This window comes from Amycolatopsis sp. 3B14, assembly GCF_050958625.1.
GTDB classification, from domain to species: Bacteria; Actinomycetota; Actinomycetes; order Mycobacteriales; family Pseudonocardiaceae; genus Amycolatopsis_E; species Amycolatopsis_E thermoflava.
In genome coordinates this window covers 13171-33439 of sequence record NZ_JBHZEN010000015.1, presented here as the reverse complement: position 1 = coordinate 33439, position 20269 = coordinate 13171, and the positions used below count along the sequence as shown (strand labels likewise).

13 protein-coding genes and 1 pseudogene are annotated in these 20269 nt (G+C 71.7%); 11 read left to right on the top strand and 3 right to left on the bottom strand.

Features of this window, described 5'->3' with window-relative positions:
- Positions 1 to 30: 30 nt before the first annotated feature.
- The 11 genes and pseudogenes from kdpF to ACCP09_RS08255 form a co-directional block, all read left to right on the top strand.
- Positions 31 to 126 (top strand): annotated as a pseudogene (gene kdpF, locus ACCP09_RS08305) (K(+)-transporting ATPase subunit F); the annotation flags it as partial.
- A 56-nt stretch (positions 127 to 182) separates the two neighbouring features.
- Positions 183 to 1844, top strand: a complete 1662-nt coding sequence (kdpA, locus tag ACCP09_RS08300) for a potassium-transporting ATPase subunit KdpA (protein ID WP_433744637.1) — start codon at positions 183 to 185, stop codon at positions 1842 to 1844.
- Entirely contained in the window at positions 1841 to 3883 is a 2043-nt protein-coding gene (gene kdpB / locus ACCP09_RS08295) for a potassium-transporting ATPase subunit KdpB (protein ID WP_433744634.1), read from the top strand. Before kdpA ends, kdpB begins: the two co-directional genes overlap by 4 nt.
- Before the next feature lie 2 nt (positions 3884 to 3885).
- The gene (locus tag ACCP09_RS08290; protein ID WP_433744631.1) at positions 3886 to 4473 is read left to right on the top strand and encodes a potassium-transporting ATPase subunit C; all 588 of its coding nucleotides are present in this window, start codon (positions 3886 to 3888) and stop codon (positions 4471 to 4473) included.
- Between the two features lie 4 nt (positions 4474 to 4477).
- On the top strand, positions 4478 to 7024 hold the full coding sequence (locus ACCP09_RS08285; protein ID WP_433744628.1) for a DUF4118 domain-containing protein: 2547 nt from the start codon (positions 4478 to 4480) through the stop codon (positions 7022 to 7024).
- Positions 7021 to 7713 carry a response regulator gene (locus ACCP09_RS08280; RefSeq protein ID WP_378335797.1) on the top strand — a complete coding sequence of 231 codons (693 nt, stop codon included), beginning with the start codon at positions 7021 to 7023 and terminating at the stop codon, positions 7711 to 7713. Before ACCP09_RS08285 ends, ACCP09_RS08280 begins: the two co-directional genes overlap by 4 nt.
- Before the next feature lie 405 nt (positions 7714 to 8118).
- Complete coding sequence (locus tag ACCP09_RS08275; RefSeq protein ID WP_433744625.1) at positions 8119 to 8772, top strand: hypothetical protein; 654 nt, start codon at positions 8119 to 8121, stop codon at positions 8770 to 8772.
- 31 nt (positions 8773 to 8803) lie between these two features.
- Positions 8804 to 9295: a hypothetical protein gene (locus ACCP09_RS08270; RefSeq protein WP_378335799.1), complete on the top strand. Its 492-nt coding sequence runs from the start codon at positions 8804 to 8806 to the stop codon at positions 9293 to 9295.
- A 194-nt stretch (positions 9296 to 9489) separates the two neighbouring features.
- Positions 9490 to 9822 (top strand): acylphosphatase, encoded by a 333-nt coding sequence (locus ACCP09_RS08265; protein ID WP_051362761.1) that lies wholly within the window; start codon positions 9490 to 9492, stop codon positions 9820 to 9822.
- 121 nt (positions 9823 to 9943) lie between these two features.
- Positions 9944 to 13525 carry a chromosome segregation protein SMC gene (smc, locus tag ACCP09_RS08260; RefSeq protein ID WP_433744621.1) on the top strand — a complete coding sequence of 1194 codons (3582 nt, stop codon included), beginning with the start codon at positions 9944 to 9946 and terminating at the stop codon, positions 13523 to 13525.
- A gap of 293 nt (positions 13526 to 13818) precedes the next feature.
- Positions 13819 to 16317: a glycoside hydrolase family 172 protein gene (locus tag ACCP09_RS08255; protein ID WP_433744618.1), complete on the top strand. Its 2499-nt coding sequence runs from the start codon at positions 13819 to 13821 to the stop codon at positions 16315 to 16317.
- Between the two features lie 622 nt (positions 16318 to 16939).
- Here the strand turns inward: ACCP09_RS08255 and ACCP09_RS08250 are convergent.
- Genes ACCP09_RS08250 through ACCP09_RS08240 form a run of 3 tightly spaced genes read right to left on the bottom strand, consistent with a single transcriptional unit; the run spans position 16940 to position 20234 of the window.
- A complete protein-coding gene (locus tag ACCP09_RS08250; protein WP_123683510.1) occupies positions 16940 to 17539 on the bottom strand; it encodes a maleylpyruvate isomerase N-terminal domain-containing protein in 600 nt (199 codons plus the stop codon).
- On the bottom strand, positions 17540 to 19069 hold the full coding sequence (locus ACCP09_RS08245) for a sodium:solute symporter (RefSeq protein WP_433744615.1): 1530 nt from the start codon (positions 19067 to 19069) through the stop codon (positions 17540 to 17542). It lies immediately after the preceding gene.
- The gene (locus ACCP09_RS08240; RefSeq protein WP_433744613.1) at positions 19056 to 20234 is read right to left on the bottom strand and encodes an anhydro-N-acetylmuramic acid kinase; all 1179 of its coding nucleotides are present in this window, start codon (positions 20232 to 20234) and stop codon (positions 19056 to 19058) included. The genes ACCP09_RS08245 and ACCP09_RS08240 overlap by 14 nt, the downstream gene beginning before the upstream one ends.
- Between the last annotated feature and the right edge of the window lie 35 nt (positions 20235 to 20269).

Sequence of the window (20269 nt, the reverse complement as noted above, 5' to 3'; positions counted from 1 at the left end):
GGCGCTGACGTTGCGCGGGCTGGAGAAGCTGTGAGCGGCGCCGGGGTGGTGGCCAACGTCGTCGGCGGGGTGCTGGCGCTGGGCCTGGTCGTCTACCTGTTCATCGCGTTGATCAAGCCGGATCGAAACAGCGGCGCGAAGCGCCACCGCCAGGGGTGGCGGTCGGGCGACGGGAGGGCCTGATGTCGGACCTCGCCTCCGGCCTGGTCACGGTCGGCATCCTCGTCGCCGCGCTCGCCCTGGTCCACAAACCGCTGGGCGACTACATGGCGCGCGTGTTCACCAGCGAGAAGCACCTCAAGCTGGAGCGCGGCCTGTACCGCGCGTTCCGGGTGGACCCGTCCTCCGAACAGCGCTGGCCCACCTACGCGCTGGGCGTGCTCGGGTTCTCGCTGGTGTCCATCGTCTTCCTGTACCTGCTGCAGCGCCTGCAGTCCGTCCTGCCGCTGAGCCTCGGCCGCGGGGCGGTCGACCCGGGCGTCGCGTTCAACACGGCGGTCAGTTTCGTGACCAACACGAACTGGCAGTCCTACGTGCCCGAGACGACCATGGGTCACCTCGTCCAGATGGCCGGGCTGACGGTGCAGAACTTCCTGTCCGCGGCGGTCGGCCTGTCGGTCGCGATGGCGCTGGTCCGCGGGTTCACGAGGTCCAGGACCGACCGGCTCGGCAACTTCTGGGTCGATCTCACCCGCGGCACCGTGCGGATCCTGCTGCCGCTGTCGGTCGTGTTCGCGATCGTGCTGATCGCGCTGGGCGTCACGCAGAGCCTCCGCGCCGGCGTCACGGTGACCGGCCTGGACGGCACGCAGAGCACCATCTCGATGGCGCCCACGGCGAGCCAGGAGGTCATCAAGGAACTCGGCACCAACGGCGGCGGCATCTTCAACGCCAACTCCGCGCACCCGTTCGAGAACCCGAACGTCTGGACCGACCTGATCGAGATCTTCCTGATCCTGGTGATCCCGGTGTCGCTGACCCGGACGTTCGGCAGGCTCGTCGGCAACCCCAAGCAGGGGTACGTCCTGCTGTCGGTGATGGGTCTGCTGTGGACGTTCGTGCTCGCGGTGACCTGGTGGGCCGAATCGCACCCCAACGGCCCCGCGGCGCTGCTGGCGGGCGCGAACCTGGAGGGCAAGGAGCAGCGGTTCGGCATCAGCGCGTCGTCGCTGTTCGCCACCAGCACCACCGGCACCTCGACGGGCGCGGTGAATTCGCTGCACGACAGCTACAGCGGCCTCGGCGGCGGCATGACCCTGCTGCACATGCTGTTCGGCGAGGTCTCGCCGGGCGGGGTCGGCACCGGTCTGTACGGCATCCTGGTGATGGCGATCATCGCGATGTTCCTGGCCGGCCTGATGGTCGGCCGCACCCCGGAATACCTGGGCAAGAAGCTCGGCAGGCGCGAGGTCACCGCCGCCGCGATCGCGATGCTGGCGATGCCCGCGGTCGTGCTGCTCGGTGCCGGCGCGGCCCTGCTCATACCGGGCACCGCGGGCGCGCTGGGCAACAGCGGGGCGCACGGACTGTCCGAAGTGCTCTACGCGTACGCCTCCACCGGCAACAACAACGGCAGCGCCTTCGCCGGCATCACAGTGACGGACGGCTGGTTCCAGTCCTCGCTGTCGGTGGCGATGCTGGTCGGCCGGTTCGTGCCGATCATCGCGGTCCTGTGCCTGGCCGGTTCGCTGGCCGCGCAGAAGAAGGTGCCGGAGACCGCGGGCACCCTGCCGACGACCGGGCCGCTGTTCGGCTCCGTGCTCGCCGGAACCATCCTGCTCGTCGCGGCGCTGACGTTCGTCCCGGCGCTCGCGCTCGGTCCCATCGCGGAGGCCATGGCATGACCATCACCCAAGACCGGCCCGTCGAAACGCCGGCTCGCGTCGGCGCGGGCGTGTTCAACGGACGGCAGCTGCTGACCTCGCTGCCCGACGCGCTGCGCAAGCTCCACCCGCGGCACCAGGTCCGCAACCCGGTCATGTTCGTGGTGTGGGTGGGCTCGGTGCTCACCACGGTCTTCGCGGTCACCGACCCGAGCGTGTTCACGATCCTGATCGCGGTGTGGCTGTGGTTCACGGTCGTGTTCGCGAACTTGGCCGAGGCCGTCGCCGAGGGGCGCGGCAAGGCGCAGGCGGAATCGTTGCGCCGCACCAAGAAGGAGACCGTCGCGCGGCGGCTCACCCCGGACGGCGAGGAACGCGTGCCGGCCGTCGAACTGCGGGTGGGCGACCTGGTGGTCGTCGAGGCTGGCGAGACCATCCCCGGCGACGGCGACGTGGTCGAGGGCATCGCGACGGTCGACGAATCAGCCATCACCGGGGAATCCGCGCCGGTGATCCGCGAGTCCGGCGGCGACCGCTCGGCCGTCACCGGCGGCACGACGGTGCTGAGCGACCGGATCGTCGTCCGGATCACCACCAAACCCGGCGAGTCCTTCGTGGACCGGATGATCGCGCTGGTGGAGGGCGCGTCACGGCAGAAGACCCCGAACGAGGTCGCCCTGACGATCCTGCTGTCCACGCTGACGATCATCTTCCTGCTCGCCGTCGTGGCGCTGCAGCCGATGGCCGCCTACTCCGGCAGCGAGCAGTCGGTGATCGTGCTGACCGCGCTGCTGGTGTGCCTCATCCCGACGACGATCGGGGCGCTGCTGTCGGCGATCGGCATCGCCGGGATGGACCGGCTGGTGCAGCGCAACGTGCTCGCCACGTCCGGCCGTGCGGTCGAGGCCGCCGGTGACGTGTCGACGCTGCTGCTGGACAAGACCGGCACGATCACCTTCGGCAACCGGCGGGCGACCGAGCTGATCCCGGTCGGCTCGACGGACCCGCACCAGCTGGCCGAGGCCGCCCGGCTGTCCAGCCTCGCGGACGGCACCCCGGAGGGCCGCAGCGTCGTCGAGCTGACCGAGGGCACCACGGTTCCCGGCGGCGGCGAGTTCGTCCCGTTCACCGCGCAGACCCGGATGAGCGGCGTCGACCTGCCGGGCCGTCAGGTCCGCAAGGGCGCGGCGAGCGCCGTCCGCGAGTGGGTGCGGGAGCACGGCGGCGACTTCCCGGACGAGACCGAGCGGATCGTCGACGAGATCAGCGAACAGGGCGGCACCCCGCTGGTGGTCGCCGAGCTGACCGGCGGGCGCGCGTTCGTTCGTGGCGTGATCCGGCTGTCCGACGTCGTCAAGCCGGGCATGCGGGAACGGTTCGCCGAGCTGCGCCGGATGGGCATCAAGACGGTGATGATCACCGGCGACAACCCGCGCACCGCGAAGGCCATCGCCGAGGACGCCGGCGTCGACGACTACCTCGCCGAGGCCAAGCCCGAGGACAAGATGGCGCTCATCCACCGCGAGCAGGAGGGCGGCCGCCTGGTCGCGATGACCGGCGACGGCACCAACGACGCACCCGCGCTGGCCGCGTCCGACGTCGGGGTCGCGATGAACACCGGCACGTCGGCCGCGAAGGAGGCCGGCAACATGGTCGACCTCGACTCGGACCCGACGAAGCTGATCGAGATCGTGGAGATCGGCAAGCAGCTGCTGATCACCCGCGGCGCGCTGACGACGTTCAGCATCGCCAACGACCTCGCGAAGTACTTCGCGATCCTGCCCGCCATGTTCGTGGCGATCTTCCCGCAGCTGGCCGCGCTGAACATCCTGCACCTGGCGACCCCGCGGTCGGCGATCCTGTCCGCGGTGATCTTCAACGCGCTGATCATCGTGGTGCTGATCCCGCTCGCGCTGCGGGGCGTGCGGTACCAGCCGTCCAGCGCGTCCGCGCTGCTGCGGCGCAACCTGCTGGTCTACGGGGTCGGCGGCATCGCGACGCCGTTTCTCGGCATCTGGCTCATCGACCTCGTCGTCCGCTTCATCCCTGGAATCGGGTAGTCATGATCAAGAATCTGCTGAAGCAAACCGGCGCCGCCCTGCGGGTGCTGCTGGTGTTCACGGTGCTGCTCGGGGTGGTCTACCCGCTCGGCGTGTGGGCGGTGTCCCGGATCCCGGGGCTGCACGACAACGCCGAGGGGTCGCTCGTGACGGCGAACGGGCAGGTCGTGGGCTCGTCGCTGATCGGGATCGACCCGGTCCCGGCCGACCCGGCGCACGACCCGTACTTCCACACCCGGCCGTCCGCGACCGGTGACCCGTCGGTGTCCGGCGGGTCGAACAAGGGCGGGTTCAACTCCGACCTGGTCGCGGCCGTCGAGGAGCGCAAAGCGGCCATCGCGCAGCGCGAGGGCGTCTCGCCGGAGACGGTGCCCGCGGACGCGGTCACGGCCTCGGGGTCGGGCCTCGACCCGACCATCAGCGTCGCCTACGCCGACCTGCAGGTGCCGCGGGTGGCGCGCAACACGGGGCTGACCGAGGACCGCGTCCGCCGGCTGGTCGAGGCGAACACGACCGGTCACGGCATCGGCGTCCCCGGGGTGAACGTGCTCGAACTCAACCTCGCCGTCCAGTCGGCAGGAGCACACTGAAAGCGTGGACGTGGAGAAGGAACCGCCGCGCCGGGGAGAGCTGCGCATCTACCTCGGCGCGGCGCCCGGCGTCGGCAAGACCTACGCCATGCTGGGCGAGGCGCGGCGCCGCCTCGACCGCGGCACCGACGTGGTCGCCGGGCTGGTCGAGACCCACGGCCGGGCGAAAACAGCGGCGCTGCTGGAGGGCATCGAGGCGGTGCCGCGGCGGCGGATGACCTACCGCGGCCGCGACTTCGAGGAGCTGGACGTGGACGCGGTGCTCGCCCGCGCCCCCGAGGTGGCCATTGTGGACGAGCTGGCGCACACCAACGTGCCCGGCTCGCGCAACGAGAAGCGCTGGCAGGACATTGAGGAGCTGCTCGCCGCCGGGATCGACGTGCTGTCGACCGTGAACGTGCAGCACCTGGAGAGCCTGAGCGACGTGGTGGAGCGCATCACCGGCGTCGCGCAGCAGGAGACCGTGCCCGACGACGTCGTGCGCCGGGCCGAGCAGGTGGAGCTGGTCGACATCACGCCCGAGGCGCTGCGGCGGCGGCTCGCGCACGGCAACGTCTACCCGGCGGAGCGGATCGACGCCGCGCTGGGCAACTACTTCCGCACCGGCAACCTCACTGCCCTGCGTGAGCTGGCGCTGCTGTGGGTGGCCGACCAGGTGGACGTGGCGTTGCAGCGCTACCGCGCCGAGCAGCGCATCACCGACACGTGGGAGACGCGGGAGCGGGTGGTCGTCGCGATCACCGGCGGCCCGGAGAGCGAGACGCTGATCCGGCGTGGCAGCCGCATCGCCACCAGGGCCGGAGCGGAGCTGCTGGTGCTGCACGTCCTGCGCGGCGACGGGCTGTCCGCGCTCGGGCACGTCGAGACCGGCCGGTACCGCAAGCTCACCGACCAGCTGGGCGGCACGTTCCACACGGTCGTCGGCGACGACGTGCCGACCGCGCTGCTGGACTTCGCGCGCGGCGTCAACGCGACGCAGCTCGTGCTGGGCACGTCCCGGCGGTCGCGTGTCGCGCGGCTGTTCGACGAGGGCATCGGCGCGACGGTGGTGCAGCGGTCCGGGCAGATCGACGTGCACATGGTGACCCACGACGAGGCAGGCGGACGGCTGCGGTCGTGGCTGGGTAGGCGCAGCCCGCTGGCGCCGTCGCGGCTGCTGGCCGGCTGGGTGCTGGCGTTCCTCGCGCCCGCCCTGGCCACGCTGACCGGGGTGCTGCTGCGCCGGGAGCTGGACTTCTCCACCGACGTGGTCGACTACTTCCTCGCCACGGTGGTGGTCGCGCTGGTCGGCGGGCTGGGACCGGCGCTGGTGGCGGCGCTGCTGTCGGCCGGGTTGCTGAACTTCTTCTTCACCGAACCGCTCTACACGCTGACCGTGCACGCGCAGAGCAACGTGATCACCCTGGTCGCGATGGTCCTGGTCGGGGTGCTGGTCGCGCTGGTCGTGGACCGGGCGGCGCGGCGGGCCACCCAGGCGGCGCAGGCGCGCACGGAGGCGGCGTTGCTGGCGTCCTACGCGCGCACGGTGCTGACCAACGCCGAGCCGTTGCCGCGGCTGCTGGAGAAGGTGCGCGAGAACTTCGGCATGGAATGCGTGGTGCTGCTGGAAAAGCGCGACGGGAACTGGCAGGTGGCCGAGCACGCCGGCGTCAACCCGTGCGGCAAGCCGGACGAAGCCGATGTGGACATCCCGGTCACCGCGGACGTGCACCTGACGTTGCGGGGCCGGGCGTTGCCCGCGGCGGACCGGCGCGCGCTGGAGGCGGCGGCCGGGCAGGCGCTGCTCGCGTTGCGGCAGCAGCGGATGGCGGCCGCACAGGCGGAAGCCGAGCGCCAGGCCGAGGCGACCCAGCTGCGCACGGCGTTGCTGTCCGCGCTGGGCCATGACCTGCGCACGCCGTTGACCTCGATCAAGGCCGCGATCGGGAGCCTGCGGGCGCAGGACATCGACCTGTCGCCGGAGGACACCGAGGAGCTGCTGGAGGCGGCGGAGGAGTCGACCGACCGGCTCGCCCGGCTGGTGAACAACCTGCTCGACTCGTCGCGGCTGGCGGCCGGGGCGGTGCGGACGCACCTGCGGCCGGTGGGGTACGACGAGGTGGTGGCGCACGCGCTGTCGAATGTGGACGGTTCGGAGTCGGTCGCGGTCGAGGTGGACGAGCGGCTGCCCGCGGTGATGGCCGATCCCGGGCTGCTGGAGCGGGTGATCGCGAACGTGCTGGACAACGCGTTGCGGCACGGCGGCGGTCCGGTGGCGGTGCGGGGTTCGGCGTACGCGGAGTGGGTCGAGCTGCGGATCGTGGATCACGGGCGCGGCTTGAAGAAGGGGATGGCGGAGGCGGCGTTCGCGCCATTTCAAAGGCTCGGGGACCGGGACGCGACGCCCGGGGTCGGGCTCGGGTTGTCCGTCGCGAAAGGATTCACCCAGGCCATGGGCGGCACGATCCGGGCGGAGGACACGCCCGGTGGCGGGCTCACAGTGGTGGTGGCGCTCAAGGCGTGCCAGGCTCCCGACGTGGTGCCGGTGGTGCTGAAGGAGGTGGCTCCGTGACCGAGCAGACCGGCACGGTACTGGTGGTCGACGACGAGCCGCAGATCGTGCGCGCGCTGCGGATCAACCTGACCGCGCGCGGGTACAAGGTGGTGACGGCGCACGACGGGGCGGCGGCGCTGCGGGCGGTGGCCGACACGAAGCCGGACGTCGTGGTGTTGGACCTGGGGTTGCCGGACATCGACGGCACGGACGTGATCACCGGGCTGCGCGGGTGGACCACGGTGCCGATCATCGTGTTGTCCGCGCGCGGCGAGTCGCCCGACAAGGTGAAGGCGCTCGACCTGGGCGCGGATGATTACGTGACGAAGCCGTTCGGGATGGACGAGTTGCTCGCCAGGCTGCGCGCGGCCATGCGGCGCTCCGCGGTGCCGTCCGCGGAGGGCGAGGCGCTGATCGAGACCGAGTCGTTCACGCTGGACCTGCTGGCGAAGAAGGTGCACCGCGACGGGGTCGAGGTGCACCTGACGAAGACCGAGTGGGGGGTGCTGGAGCTGCTGGTGCGCAACCGCGGCCGGTTGGTGGCGCAGAAGCAGCTGCTGCGGGAGGTGTGGGGTCCGGGGTACGAGAACGAGTCCCACTACCTGCGGGTCTACCTGGCACAGCTGCGGCGGAAACTGGAGCGGGAGCCGTCCCGGCCGAGGCACCTGATCACGGAGCCCGGGATGGGGTACCGCTTCGAGGCCTGATCCCGGCGCCCGGTGGCCCCCGCCGGCGGCGCGGCCCCGCGGCGGGGGCGGGCGATTCGCCGTGGTGGGTGGGAACCGCCGCTCGGGAGGGGTGAACCCGCCGTTGGGGGCAATTCGCTCCCGTAGGCGGGAAGGTCGCCGCCCGGGGCGGCCAGCTCGCCCTCGGAGGCGGCGAACCCGCCGCCGGAAGGGACGACCCGCCGCCTGGTGTGGTCAAGTCGCCGCCGGGGTCGGCGGGTTCGCCGTCCGGGGTGGTCAAGTCGCCGCCCGGAGTGGCTGACTTGTCGCCCGGAGCGGTCGCCCGAGGGTGATCCGCCCTGTCAACATCCGGCGACTTCCGTACCAGGGCAGAGATCCGGGCGTCGCCCGATGTGGGCGGCTTTCCCGGGCGGCAGCCTCGGAAGCATGCTCAAGAGTTGGCGGCACGCGGCCGTCTGGTTGCACATCATCACGTCCGTCGGCTGGATGGCCGAGGCGCTCACGTTGTTCGTGCTCATGCTGATCGGCTCGGGCGGGGATCCCGTCCGCCGGGCGAGCGCGATGTCCATGGCCCACGCCATCGACCTGCACCTGCTCGCCCCGCTGGCCAACGCGTCCGCGTTCACCGGGTTCCTGCTCGCGGCCGCGACGCCGTGGGGGTTCTTCCGGCACTGGTGGGTGTTCGGCAAGTTCACGATCACCGTGGTGCAGTTCAACGTCGCCATCATCGTGCTGTCCCCGGCCCTGGCGGACGCCGAGCAGGCGGCCCTGGCAGGGGATCCGTCACCCGCGCCGTGGGGTCTCGTCGCCGGCACCGTGCTCATGGTGAGCGCGATCGCGTTCCAGGCCTGGCTGTCGGTAGCGAAACCGTGGAAGCGCACGCCCTGGGCCGGTGCCGCGAAACCGCAGACCGGGCCGGTGTGGGTGTTCGCCGCCGCGGTGTGCGCCCCGCTCGCCGACGCCGGGATCGGCCTGGTGCTGGGCTTTCCGATCCCGCTGCTGTCGGTGATCGCGCTGGTGACGCGGCTGGTCAGCCGATCACGAGGAAGTCGACGGGTCCGAGCTGCCGCTACCGTTTGACGACGACGGGTCCTCGGGAGTGCTGCTGTCGGTGGTCGGCGACGTTGTGCTGCTGCTGGTGGACGTCGTCGGGCCGCTGGTCGGCGAAGTCGTGTCCGGCGGGGTGCTCGTCGGCTTCGTGCTGGTCGGCTTCGTGGTGGTGTCGCTGCGCGGGGGAGTGGTCGTGGTGCCCGGCGGGAGCGTGGTGCCGGGCGGGATCACGGTGCCGGGCGGCAGCGGCGTGCCGGGCGGCAGCACTATCGGCGCCTCGCCGGAGCCCTCGGCCGGCACCAGCGTCACGACCTGCGTCCCGTCCGGGTTGGTGGTCACCACGGCCGTGCGGGTGCCCGCGGGGATCGCCACGCCGTCGACGGTCACCGGCGTCTGGCCGGGCGCCGCGTCACCGGGGATGAGCTGCGCCCCCGACGTCGAGTTGGTGCCCCCCGGCACCGCGACCTTCGGCGAGCCGCCCGGTGCGATGATCGTGGCCAGTCCGCCGAACGCGGTGGCGAGCACGACGCCGCTGACCGCGAGCAGCACGTAGCCGCTGCGCTGGCTGCGCGAGGCGGAGTCGCGTGGCGGGGACACCTCGGTCCGACGACCCACGTGGGCCATTTGACGCTCCTTGACTGGCGGGGAAACCGGCTTGAGCACATCCGGACGGGTGAGCCCGAATGGTGGCGCCTGCCGGGGAGATTAGCACTGGGAGTGAATACCGATCTGTCCAGGAGCACCGGCATGATCACCCTCCGCATTCGGAAAGCTTCCGGCAGGATAGGGGACGTGACGGGTGAAAAGGACGCCGTCCGGCTCACGGCGTGGGTCGGCGGACGGGTTCAGGGAGTGGGTTTCCGCTGGTGGACCAGGTGCAGGGCGCTGGAGCTCGGCCTGGTCGGCAGTGCGCGCAACCTCGACGACGGGCGTGTTCGGGTATTGGCGGAGGGTAGTCGGGACAACTGTCAGCAGCTACTTGACACCCTTCGCTCAACATCATCACCCGGTCGTGTGGATCAAGTCGTCGAGCACTGGTCGCCGGCGCAGGGCGGGCTGGACGGCTTCGTCGAGGAGTGACACCTGGGGCGGCTGAGCACAGTGGGACTCCCGGGGACAACACGCCCACGGGCATGACCGGGACGCCCACCCGCCCCCGATAGACTCCGTGGATCACCCAGGCGTTGAAGGGTCCCGCCACGTGCATCTCAAGAGCTTGACGCTGAAGGGCTTCAAGTCCTTCGCCTCGGCTACCACCTTGCGGTTCGAACCGGGCATCACCTGCGTCGTCGGCCCGAACGGGTCGGGGAAGTCGAACGTGCTCGACGCGCTGCGGTGGGTGATGGGCACGCAGGGCGCGAAGGACCTGCGCGGCGGCAAGATGGAGGACGTCATCTTCGCCGGCACCTCCGGCCGCGCCCCGCTGGGCCGCGCCGAGGTCACCCTGACCATCGACAACGCCGACGGCGCACTGCCGATCGAGTACAGCGAGGTCTCGATCACGCGCCGGATGTTCCGCGACGGCGCCAGCGAGTACGAGATCAACGGCAGCTCGTGCCGCCTGCTGGACATCCAGGAGCTGCTGTCGGACTCCGGCATCGGCCGCGAGATGCACGTCATCGTCGGCCAGGGGCAGCTGGCGCAGATCCTGGAGTCGAAGCCGGAGGAGCGCCGCGCCTTCATCGAGGAGGCCGCGGGGGTGCTCAAGCACCGCAAGCGCAAGGAAAAGGCGCTGCGGAAGCTCACCGCGATGCAGGCGAACCTGGACCGCCTCAACGACCTGACCGCCGAGCTGCGCCGCCAGCTCAAGCCGCTGGGCAAGCAGGCCGAGATCGCCCGCAAGGCGCAGGCCGTGCAGGCCGAACTGCGGGACTCGCGGCTGCGGCTGCTGGCCGACGACCTGGTGACCCAGCGCGAGGCGATCGCGCGCGAGGAGGCGGACGAGAACGCCGCCCGCGCCCGCCGCGCCGAGGTGGAGCAGGCGCTCGAACTCGCCGGCGCCGAAGAGGCCCAGCTGGAGGCGATGGTCGCGGAGGACGCGCCGCGCCTCAACGCCGCGCAGGACACCTGGTTCAAGCTGTCCGCGCTCGGCGAGCGGCTGCGCGGCACGGTGCGGCTGGCGGTGGAGCGGCAGCGGCACCTGTCCGCCGACGTCGAGACCTCGACGGGCGGCCGCGACCCGGAGGAGCTGCTGGCCGAGGCCGAGCAGGTCGCCGAGCGCGAGGCCGAGCTGAACGAAGCGGTGATGATCGCCCGCGAGACGCTCGCCGAGGCCGTGCTGCGCCGCGAGGAGCTGGAGCACGAGGTCCAGGCCGCGGAGAAGGCCCACATGGCCGCGGTGCGCGCGATCGCCGACCGGCGCGAAGGCCTGGCGAAGCTCACTGGCCAGGTCGAGGCGCTGCGCAGCAAGAACAGTGCGACCTCGGACGAGATTGACCGCCTCACCGCGGCCATCGACGAGGCCGCGGCGCGTGCCGAGCTGGCGGTCGAGGAGCTGGAGGAGGCCAGGGCCGAGGGCGGGGTCGAGGAGTCCGACGACGCCGACCTGCAGGACCGGCACGACCGCGCGGTGCAGGCCAACCAGGCCGCCAAGGCCCGGGTCGAGGAGCTGGTCAAGGCCGAGCGGCAGGCCGAGCGCGAGATCGCGTCGGAGAAGGCGCGCGTGGACGCGCTGTCGATGGGGCTGCGGCGCAAGGACGGCGCCGGTGAGCTGCTCGGCGCGAGCGATCAGCTGCCCGGGCTGCTCGGCTCGGTCGCCGCGCTGCTGTCGGTCGAGACCGGCTACGAGGTCGCGCTCGCCGCGGCGCTCGGCCCGGTCGCCGACGCGGTCGCGGTGCAGGGTGGCGACGAGGCGATCGCGGCACTGAAGTTCTTGAAGGACAACGACTCCGGCCGCGCCGGGGTGCTGCTCGGCGGCGCTCCGTACACAGTGGACACCTCGGCTTGGCCGTCGCTGCCGGACGGTGCGCGCTGGGCCCGGGACGTCGTCACCGCGCCGGAGCCGCTGCGTCCGGCGGTGGAGCGCGCGCTGGACCGGATCGCGGTCGTGGACACCCTGGAGACGGCGCGGCAGCTGGTCGCGGCGCACCCGGAGGTCAGCGCCGTGACCGCCGGGGGCGACGTGTTCGGTTCGCACTGGGCCGTCGGCGGTTCCGGCCGCAGCGAGAGCGTCATCGAGGTGCAGGCCGCGGTCGACGAGGCGCGCGACCGGCTGATGGCCGCGGAACGCCGCCTGGAGCAGACGGCCGCCGAGCTGGAGGGCGCCCGCGCCGAGCAGCAGGCGCGGCGCGAAGAGGTGGCCCAGGCGAAGGAAGCGCTGTCCGAGGCGAAGGTCCGCAAGGCCAGGTCGTCGGAGCGGCTGAACCGGCTGCAGCAGGCCGCGCGGTCCGCCGAGGCCGAGGTGACGCGGCTGCGGGACCAGCGCGCGAAGGTCGAGGCCAGCCGTGAGCAGGCGCTGGCCAGCCTGGCGGAGCTGGAGGAGCGGCTGGCCGCGGTCGCCGAGCAGCCGGTGGACGAGGACCCGGACACCAGCGCGCGCGACGAGGCCGCGGAGCGGCTGGCGGCGGTGCGCCAGGAGGAGGTCGAGTCGCGGCTGGCGCTGCGGACCTCCGAGGAGCGGGCACGCAGCATCGCCGGCCGCGCGGACTCGCTGCGCCGGGCCGCGCACGCGGAGCGCGCGGCGCGGGAGCGGGCCGAGAAGGCGCGGGCGGCGCGGGCCCGTGGCGCGGAAATCGCCGCGGCCGTGGTCGACGCGGGTGAGCTGGCGCTGGAGCGGATCGAGCTGTCGGTGCAGCGGGCCGCCGCCGAGCGCGACGAAGCCCAGGCCGTGCGCCAGCAGCGCGAGGCCGCGCTCACCCAGGTGCGCAACAAGGTTCGCGAGCTGACCCACGAGCTGGAGAAGCTGACCGACGCGGTGCACCGGGACGAGGTGCTGCGCGCCGAGCAGCGACTGCGGCTGGAGCAGCTGGAGACGAAGATCGCCGAGGACTTCGGCATCGGCCTGGAGGACCTGGTCGCCGAGTACGGCCCGGACGTGCCCGTGCCGCCGAGCGCGCAGGAGATGGCCGAGTACGAGGAGGCCAAGGCGAACGGCGAGCAGGTCAGCGCCCCGCCGTCGATCCCGTACGACCGCAGCACCCAGGAGCGGCGCGCGAAGCGGGCCGAACGGGACCTCGCGACTCTGGGCAAGGTCAACCCGCTCGCGCTGGAGGAGTTCGCCGCGCTGGAGGAACGGTACAAGTTCCTGTCCACCCAGCTGGAAGACCTGAAGGCCACGCGCAAGGACCTGCTCACGGTCATCAAGGAGGTGGACGACAAGATCCTCGAGGTCTTCACGTCCGCCTACCACGACGTCGCCCGCGAGTTCGAGACGGTGTTCTCGGTGCTCTTCCCCGGCGGCGACGGCCGGATGGTGCTGACCGAGCCGGACGACATGCTCGCGACCGGCGTGGACGTCGAGGCGCGCCCGCCGGGCAAGAAGGTCAAGCGCCTGTCGCTGCTGTCCGGTGGCGAGAAGTCGCTGGTCGCGGTCGCGATGCTGGTCGCGATCTTCCGAGCGCGCCCCTCGCCGTTCTACGTGATGGACGAGGTCGAGGCCGCGCTGGACGACACCAACATGCGGCGCCTGATCGGCCTGCTGGAGCAGCTGCGGGAGTCCTCGCAGCTGATCATCATCACGCACCAGAAGCCGACGATGGAGATCGCGGACGCCCTCTACGGGGTCAGCATGCAGGGCGACGGCATCACGAAGGTGATCAGCCAGCGCCTCCGCCAGGAGGCCTGAGGACCACCGCGGGTCGGGCGCACGGCAACGCAACGACGCCGACCAACGCCCCAGACCTCCCCCGCGCCCGGGTTTTGACACCCACTTCCCTCGAAAGTGTCCGTTTCGATCACTCCTGCCCGGCAATAACCCTCAGTGTCTGATCCGTAACCACCCATGTGGCGCTAGACACACTGAAGCCACCAGGCGCTAAGTTCAGAAAACGATTACTCGCGCTCCGGCGCGGCGGTCCGTCCAGGCTGGGGGTCCCCACTGTGCCCAAAAGTTCCTTCGTCGCGCCCAAAAACCGCTCCGTGATCGTCGTGCTCGGGCTGGTTCTCGCGCTCGTCGTCGGTGTTCCCGCCGGTGCGGCGCCTGCTCCCGGGGCGAGCGACAAGGGACCCGTTGGCTGGGACGTCTACCGATCGATCGACGGGCTCGCCCGGATGCGGCCCGGTGAGCAGGTCAAGCAGTTCTCCAGTTTCGACCGGGCGGGCAACAACGACGACGGCTTCGTCGGCACCTACTCGTGCCTGCGCGAGGAGGCCAACGGGGACTGCCTGCTCGCCGACGCGCGCGGGCCGGGCGAGGTGTCCTCGATCTGGTTCACCTACGAGTCGACGTCGGTCGCCGCGATCGGGCGGATCAAGATCGAACTGGACGGCAAGGTCGTGCTGCAGGGTTCGTTGCAGGACATCGTGAACGGCGCGCAGGGCGCGCCGTTCGTGTGGCCGCTGGTGGGGAACTCGGCCGACACCATGGGCGGCGCGGCGATCAAGGTGCCGATGCCGTACACGACCTCGATGCGGATCACCACCGAGAACAACCCGCACTTCTACCACGTCACCTACCGGCAGTTCGCCGACGCGGCGGGGGTGCGCACGTTCAACCCGGCCGACAAGGCCACGGACGTCATCCAGCGCCTGCGCGGGTTCGGCGTGCGCGACCCGAAACCGGCGGCGCCAGGGGCGCGGGTCCAGTCGGCCGCGGTCGACGTGCCTGCCGGGTCCGCGGCCTCGATCCCGTTGCCGTCCGGCGCGCGGCGCATCACACAGCTCAACCTCCGGTTGCCGCAGGTCATCGCGGCACCCGGGCTGTCCGACGACGGCCGCGCGTACGGCGCGGGCGGCAGCTCGTTCACCGCGACCGTGGCCCCGGAGAACGACGGCGTGCGGATCACCCGCCGCGTCGACGCCGGCATCGGCGAACAACGCGCGGACCTGCTGGTCGGCGGGCGTCCGGCCGGCCAGTTCTACAGCGGCCCGGCCCGCGCCGGGGGCGGCTGGCTGGACCAGGTCGTCGAGGTGCCCGCGGACCTGACCCGCAACCGGTCGCAGGTGCAGGTCGCGACCAGGTTCGTGTCCTCCGCCGAGGACGTCAACGAGTTCCGGTACGAGGTGCACAGCAAGGTCGGCGGGCAGTGGGTGCGCACCGACGTGCTCGACCTCGGCCACAACCACCCCAACGAAGAGGCCGTGCACGGGTACCGGGTGGACGGTGAGCGGTGGGCAGGGCTGCGGCGTTTCCGCTACCCGGCCGACCCCGGGCAGGCCACGGCGTCCGAGGCGGTGCTGGAGGGCCTGCGGCTGCGGCTGACCTTCGACGGGCAGACCACGGTCGACGCCCCGGTCGGGGAGTTCTTCGGCTCCGGGCTCGGCAAGTACGCGTCGCGGACGCTGCTGCACGCCATCGACACCACGGAGAACGGCGCGTTCACGGCGTGGTGGCCGATGCCGTACGCCCGCAGCGCGGTGGCGGAACTGGTCAACACCTCGGGCGTGCCGGTCACCGGGGGCAGCCTGGAGGTGACCTCCGCGCCGGACTCGGGCGTGGCCGCGGGCCTGCGGGACGGCACCCTCGGCTACTTCCACGCGACCCACCACCGGGCCGCGACGGTGTCCGGTCAGGACTGGAACTTCCTCACCGCGCAAGGGCGGGGCGTGTTCTACGGGGTCACCTCCAGCATGCGCGGCGGCATCCCGCCGGGGCAGAACCAGCTGAACTACCTCGAAGGCGACGAGCGGATGTACCCGAACGGCTCGGCCAGCCCGGCGATCCACGGCACCGGGTCCGAGGACTTCTACGAGTCCGGCTGGTACTTCCAGGACGGCCGCGACGGCGGGGTCGAGGGCGTGCCGTACGCGATGCCGCAGGCGGGGCTGGTCAGCCGGGAAGACGCGAGCGACGGCTGCCAGTACGTGTGCCTCAACGCCTACCGGCTGATGATCGGCGACGGGGTGCCGTTCGGCAACGGCATCGAGTTCGACATCGAGCACGGCGACCGGTCGTCGATGCCTGCCGACTACAGCTCGACCGCGTACTGGTACGGGCAGAGCACGCCGTCGATGAGCCAGAGCGACGTGGTCGAGGTCGGCGACGACGCGAGCCGGTCGCAGCACGGGTATTCGGCGCCGGGCGAAACACGCGAGTCGCTGACGTCAACGTTCGAGGGCAAGCGGGACCGCACGCCGGTCACCGGGACCACGACGGCCACCACCCAGCCGGTCACGTTCACCGCGCGGGTGGACCAGTCCAACGGCGGCTTGCGGTTGCACCGGGTTTCCGACCAGGCCCAGGCGTTCCAGCACGCGCGGGTGTTCGTGAACGACCGGCTCGTCGGCGAGTGGTACCAGCCGCTGGGCAACACGCATTCGCGGTGGCTGGAGGACAGTTTCGACATCCCGGCCTCGGCGACGGCAGGCCAGACCTCGGTGCGGGTGCGGCTGGAACCGGTCGCGGGGGCGCCGGCCTGGTCGGCGTCGCGCTACACGGTCTTCTCGCAGGGCGCGCCGACCCAGCCCGCGCAGGACTAGGCAGCGAGCGCTGCTGCGGTGCGCGGAGCCGGTTTGGGGCTGCGTGGGTGTCGGTGTGCTGCGGCCGGGGGCGTTGTGGTGGTTACTCGCGTGCTGTGGGTGCTCGGGCTGAGCGCGGTTGGTGGTCGGGCGGGTGGCGGGGTGTCGCTGCTGTGGTGCGGCGGGCCCGGGCTTGCGGCTGCGCGGGTGGTGGGTGGTCCTGCGGCCGGGGGCGTTGTGGTGGTTATTCGTGTGCTGTGGGTGGTCGGGCTGAGCGCGGTTGGTGGTCGGGCGGGTGGCAGGGTGTCGCTGCTGCGGTGCGGCGGGCCCGGTTTGGGGCTGCGCGGGTGGTTGGTGGTCCTGCGGTCGGGGGCGTTGTGGTGGTTATTCGTGTGTCGTGGGTGGTCGGGCTGAGCGCGGTTGGTGGTCGGGTGGGTGGTGGGGTGTCGCTGCTGCGGTGCGCGGGCCCGGGCGTGCGGCCGCGCGGCTGGATGGTGGTCCAGCCGGTGCGCCGGGGCGGCCGGCCGCATCGCGAGGCCGCTCGGCACGGTGGCTGGCCGCCCGCGAGTGCCGCGTCGGCGCTCTCGCCGCTGCCGCCCCGCCGCGCCGTGCCGGTGATACGCCCACCCAGCGGCCGCACGTCCTAGCTGATGGGCGCCGAACCGTCCCATTCGGACAGTGGCGCGCAGTGCCACCGCCACTTCGTCAGCCTCGGGTGGCCCGGCAGGGACGCCCGCCCGTTGGCCCACAGCAACGTGGGCCACGGGTCGGTGTCCATCGGCGTCCACGGGAACAACCGGTACAGCGCGGCGGCCGCCAGGCGGGGCGTCGGCGAGAACTCCACGCCCAGTCCGCGCGCCGCGTCGGAGGTGTGCACCAGCAGCTCGTCGCACGCCATGGCCGCGAAACCGGACGCGTCGGCGACGCCCCACGGGTGCCAGCCGCGGGCGTCGGGCGAGCTGGTCGCGACCACCGCGGCCAGCACCTTCGCCGTCGTGCCCAGCGTGACCACCAGCTCGGCAGGCTCGGACTCCGGCCGCACCTTCGCCTCCATCGTCGACAGCTCGACCGGCCCGGCCGCGAGGTCGTAGGAGTACCAGTGCACGCAGTCGGCGATGTGGGCGACGACCTGCGCGACCGTCATGTCCATCTCCGGAATCGCGGCCGACCAGTCGCGGTGCAGTTGCCCCGACAGGAACTCCGCGCACTCCTGCGCGGTGGACAGCAGGGCGTTCGCATCCATCTAGACCGGCTCCGGTTCCTTCGCGGCCGTGGTGTCCGGAGTGCGGTGCCGCAGGGACAGCGCGCCGCCCACGACGAGCGTGATCAGTACGCCGAGCAGCGTATACCACGGGAATGCCAGCACGACCGGCTTCGCTCCGGGCGCGGGCGGGATCTTCACCCCCAGCACCACGACCGCCATCACCGCGACTGTCACCACGAACGCGATGATCGCGTCCAGCTGCCGCGCGCGCTTGACCCACATGCCGAGGAAGAACGCGCCCAGCATCGCGCCGTAGGTGTAGCCGGTGATCGACAGGCCCTGCTCGATCACCGGGTTGTTCCGGTTGCTGAACAGCGAACCGAACACCGCGAACACCACCGCCCACACCAGCGTCCAGATCCGGCCGTGCCGCAGCAGTTTCGAATCCTCCGGCTGCCGCTTGGTGAACCGCTGGTAGAGGTCGGCGACCGTCGAGTTGGACAACGCATTGAGCGCCGAGGCCAGCGCGCCCATCGTGGACGCCAGGATCGCGGCGATCAGCAGTCCCGCGACGCCGACCGGCAGTTCGCTGGTGATGAAGTTGGTGAACACGTCGTCGCCCTTCACGCCCAGCTCGGGCAGGGTGCGGAACCCGTTGTGCGCCCACAGCATCGCGCCGACGAACAGGAACAACGCGAACTGGACGGTCACCGCGACGCCGCTGCCGATCAGCGCCTTGCGGCCGTCGGAGACGCTGCGGCAGGCCAGGAACCGCTGCACGATCAGCTGGTCCGTGCCGTGCGAGGCCATGGTGAAGATCGCGCCGCCGACCACGGCCGTGACGAACGCGTACTGGCTGGTCAGCAGGTGCAGGACGTCGAAGTTGAAGTCGAACAGCCGGAAGATCCCGGCGTCCGCGGCGCGCGAGGTCCACCCGTCGGGAAGTTTCCCGGCCAGCACGATCATCGCGATGATCGCGCCGCCGATGTAGACCGACAGCTGGATCACGTCAACCCACACGACTGCCTTGATGCCGCCCACCAGCGCGTAGATCACGGTGAGCGCGGTCAGCACCACCACGATCTGCCAGTACGACGTGTTCAGCCCGAAGTGCTTGAGGATGACCTGGATCGGGATCGCGCCCGCGAACAGCCGCACGCCCTCGGCCAGCAGCCGCGTCACGATGAACGCCACCGACGACACACCCTGCATGGCCGAGCCGAACCGCTCGCCGAGGAACGCGTACGCGGTGGTCTGCTGTCCCTTGAAGTAGCGCGGCAGCAGCACGAACGACACGAGCGTGCGCCCGATGATGTAGCCGAACGGCAGCTGCAGGTAGGTGAGGCCGTTGTAGTTGCCGGACGCCGCCCAGATCAGGCCCGGCGTGCTGATCACGGTGAGCGTGGAGGTCTCGGTGGCGACGATCGAAAAGCACACCGCCCACCACGGCAGGCTGCGTTCGCCGATGAAGTAGTCCGCCGCCGAGCGCTGGCGCCGCCCCACGAGCACGCCGATCGCGGGCATCGCGGCCAGGTAGACCACGATGATCGCCAGGTCAACTGGGTGCATCAGGCACTCCTATCGGTTGGTCCGGGTGGGCCGCTACCCGCAGACGGGTGACGGTCACCGGATGTGGAGCGGGCATCGACAGCGGGTGCGCGCCCGGGGTGATGCAGCCGAGCAGCCGGGGTCCGCGTGCGCCGGTCGCCTCCGGCAGGTTCGCCGGGACACCGTGCCAGGTGAGCCAGCCGAGCAACGCGGTCAGGTACGCCTCCTTCGCGTCGCGGGGCAGGCCGAACTCGTCGCTCGTCGCCAGCCGGGCGGCGGGCAGGTGCCGCGCCAGCGCGCGCATCAGCGACGGGTTGTCGGCGCCGCCGCCGGAGACGATCACGGTGGTCGCGTCCGTGCAGGCGCGGGCGATGGTGACGGCGGTCAGCTCGGTGAGGGTGGCGAGCAGGTCCTCGTCGCGGACGTCGAGGCCGTCCGTCGCGGCACGCAGGTAGCCGGCGTGGAACAGCTCCTTGCCGGTCGACTTCGGTGGCGGGGCCGCGTAGAAGGGCTCGTCGAGGAGGCGGCGGAGCAGTTCCTCGTGAATCTGCCCGCGGGCGGCGATGGCGCCGTCCAGGTCGCTGCTCTGGGCGCCGCCGGTCACCTGGTGCGCGGCGAGGTCGAGCAGGGCGTTGCCCGGGCCGGTGTCGAAGGCCTGCACGCCGTCCGCCCGCACGACGGTCACGTTGGCGATGCCGCCGATGTTCAGCGCGACGGCCGGGGCCAGGTCCCGCAGCCACAACGCGTCGAGCGTGCTGGCCAGGGGAGCGCCGTGCCCGCCTGCCGCGATGTCCCGGACACGCAGGTCGGCGACCACCGGCAGCCCGGTCCGTTCCGCGATCCAGGCCGGCTGTCCCAGCTGCAGGGAGCCGCGGGCGCGGCCGCCGTCGACCCAGTGGAAGACGGTCTGGCCGAGGGAGGCGACGAGGTCCGCGGTGCCGGACAAGGTGCTCGCGGCTTCGGCGAAGGCCTGCCCCACCCTGGTGTCCAGGCGCGTGACCTGCTCGACGGTGGTTCCGGACGGCGGGAGCGCCGCGAGCACCTCCCGCCGCAGGTCGCCGGGGTAGGGGACCGACGAGTGCCCGAGCGGGACGAGCACGACCTCGTCGCCGGACGCGGTCAACTCGGCCAGTGCCACGTCGATCCCGTCGACCGACGTGCCGGAGATGAGCCCGACGACGCGCATGACCGAGTGGTCTAGTCCTTTTTTGACCGGAGCGC

What these genes read in the sequence shown, in the direction of transcription:
- ACCP09_RS08290 (WP_433744631.1), top strand. Translation starts at nt 3,886, where the DNA reads ATGATCAAGAATCTGCTGAAGCAAACCGGCGCCGCCCTGCGGGTGCTG.
- ACCP09_RS08240 (WP_433744613.1), bottom strand. Translation starts at nt 20,234, where the DNA reads ATGCGCGTCGTCGGGCTCATCTCCGGCACGTCGGTCGACGGGATCGAC.
- ACCP09_RS08265 (WP_051362761.1), top strand. Translation starts at nt 9,490, where the DNA reads ATGATCACCCTCCGCATTCGGAAAGCTTCCGGCAGGATAGGGGACGTG.
- kdpA (WP_433744637.1), top strand. Translation starts at nt 183, where the DNA reads ATGTCGGACCTCGCCTCCGGCCTGGTCACGGTCGGCATCCTCGTCGCC.
- ACCP09_RS08245 (WP_433744615.1), bottom strand. Translation starts at nt 19,069, where the DNA reads ATGCACCCAGTTGACCTGGCGATCATCGTGGTCTACCTGGCCGCGATG.
- kdpB (WP_433744634.1), top strand. Translation starts at nt 1,841, where the DNA reads ATGACCATCACCCAAGACCGGCCCGTCGAAACGCCGGCTCGCGTCGGC.
- ACCP09_RS08250 (WP_123683510.1), bottom strand. Translation starts at nt 17,539, where the DNA reads ATGGATGCGAACGCCCTGCTGTCCACCGCGCAGGAGTGCGCGGAGTTC.
- ACCP09_RS08275 (WP_433744625.1), top strand. Translation starts at nt 8,119, where the DNA reads ATGCTCAAGAGTTGGCGGCACGCGGCCGTCTGGTTGCACATCATCACG.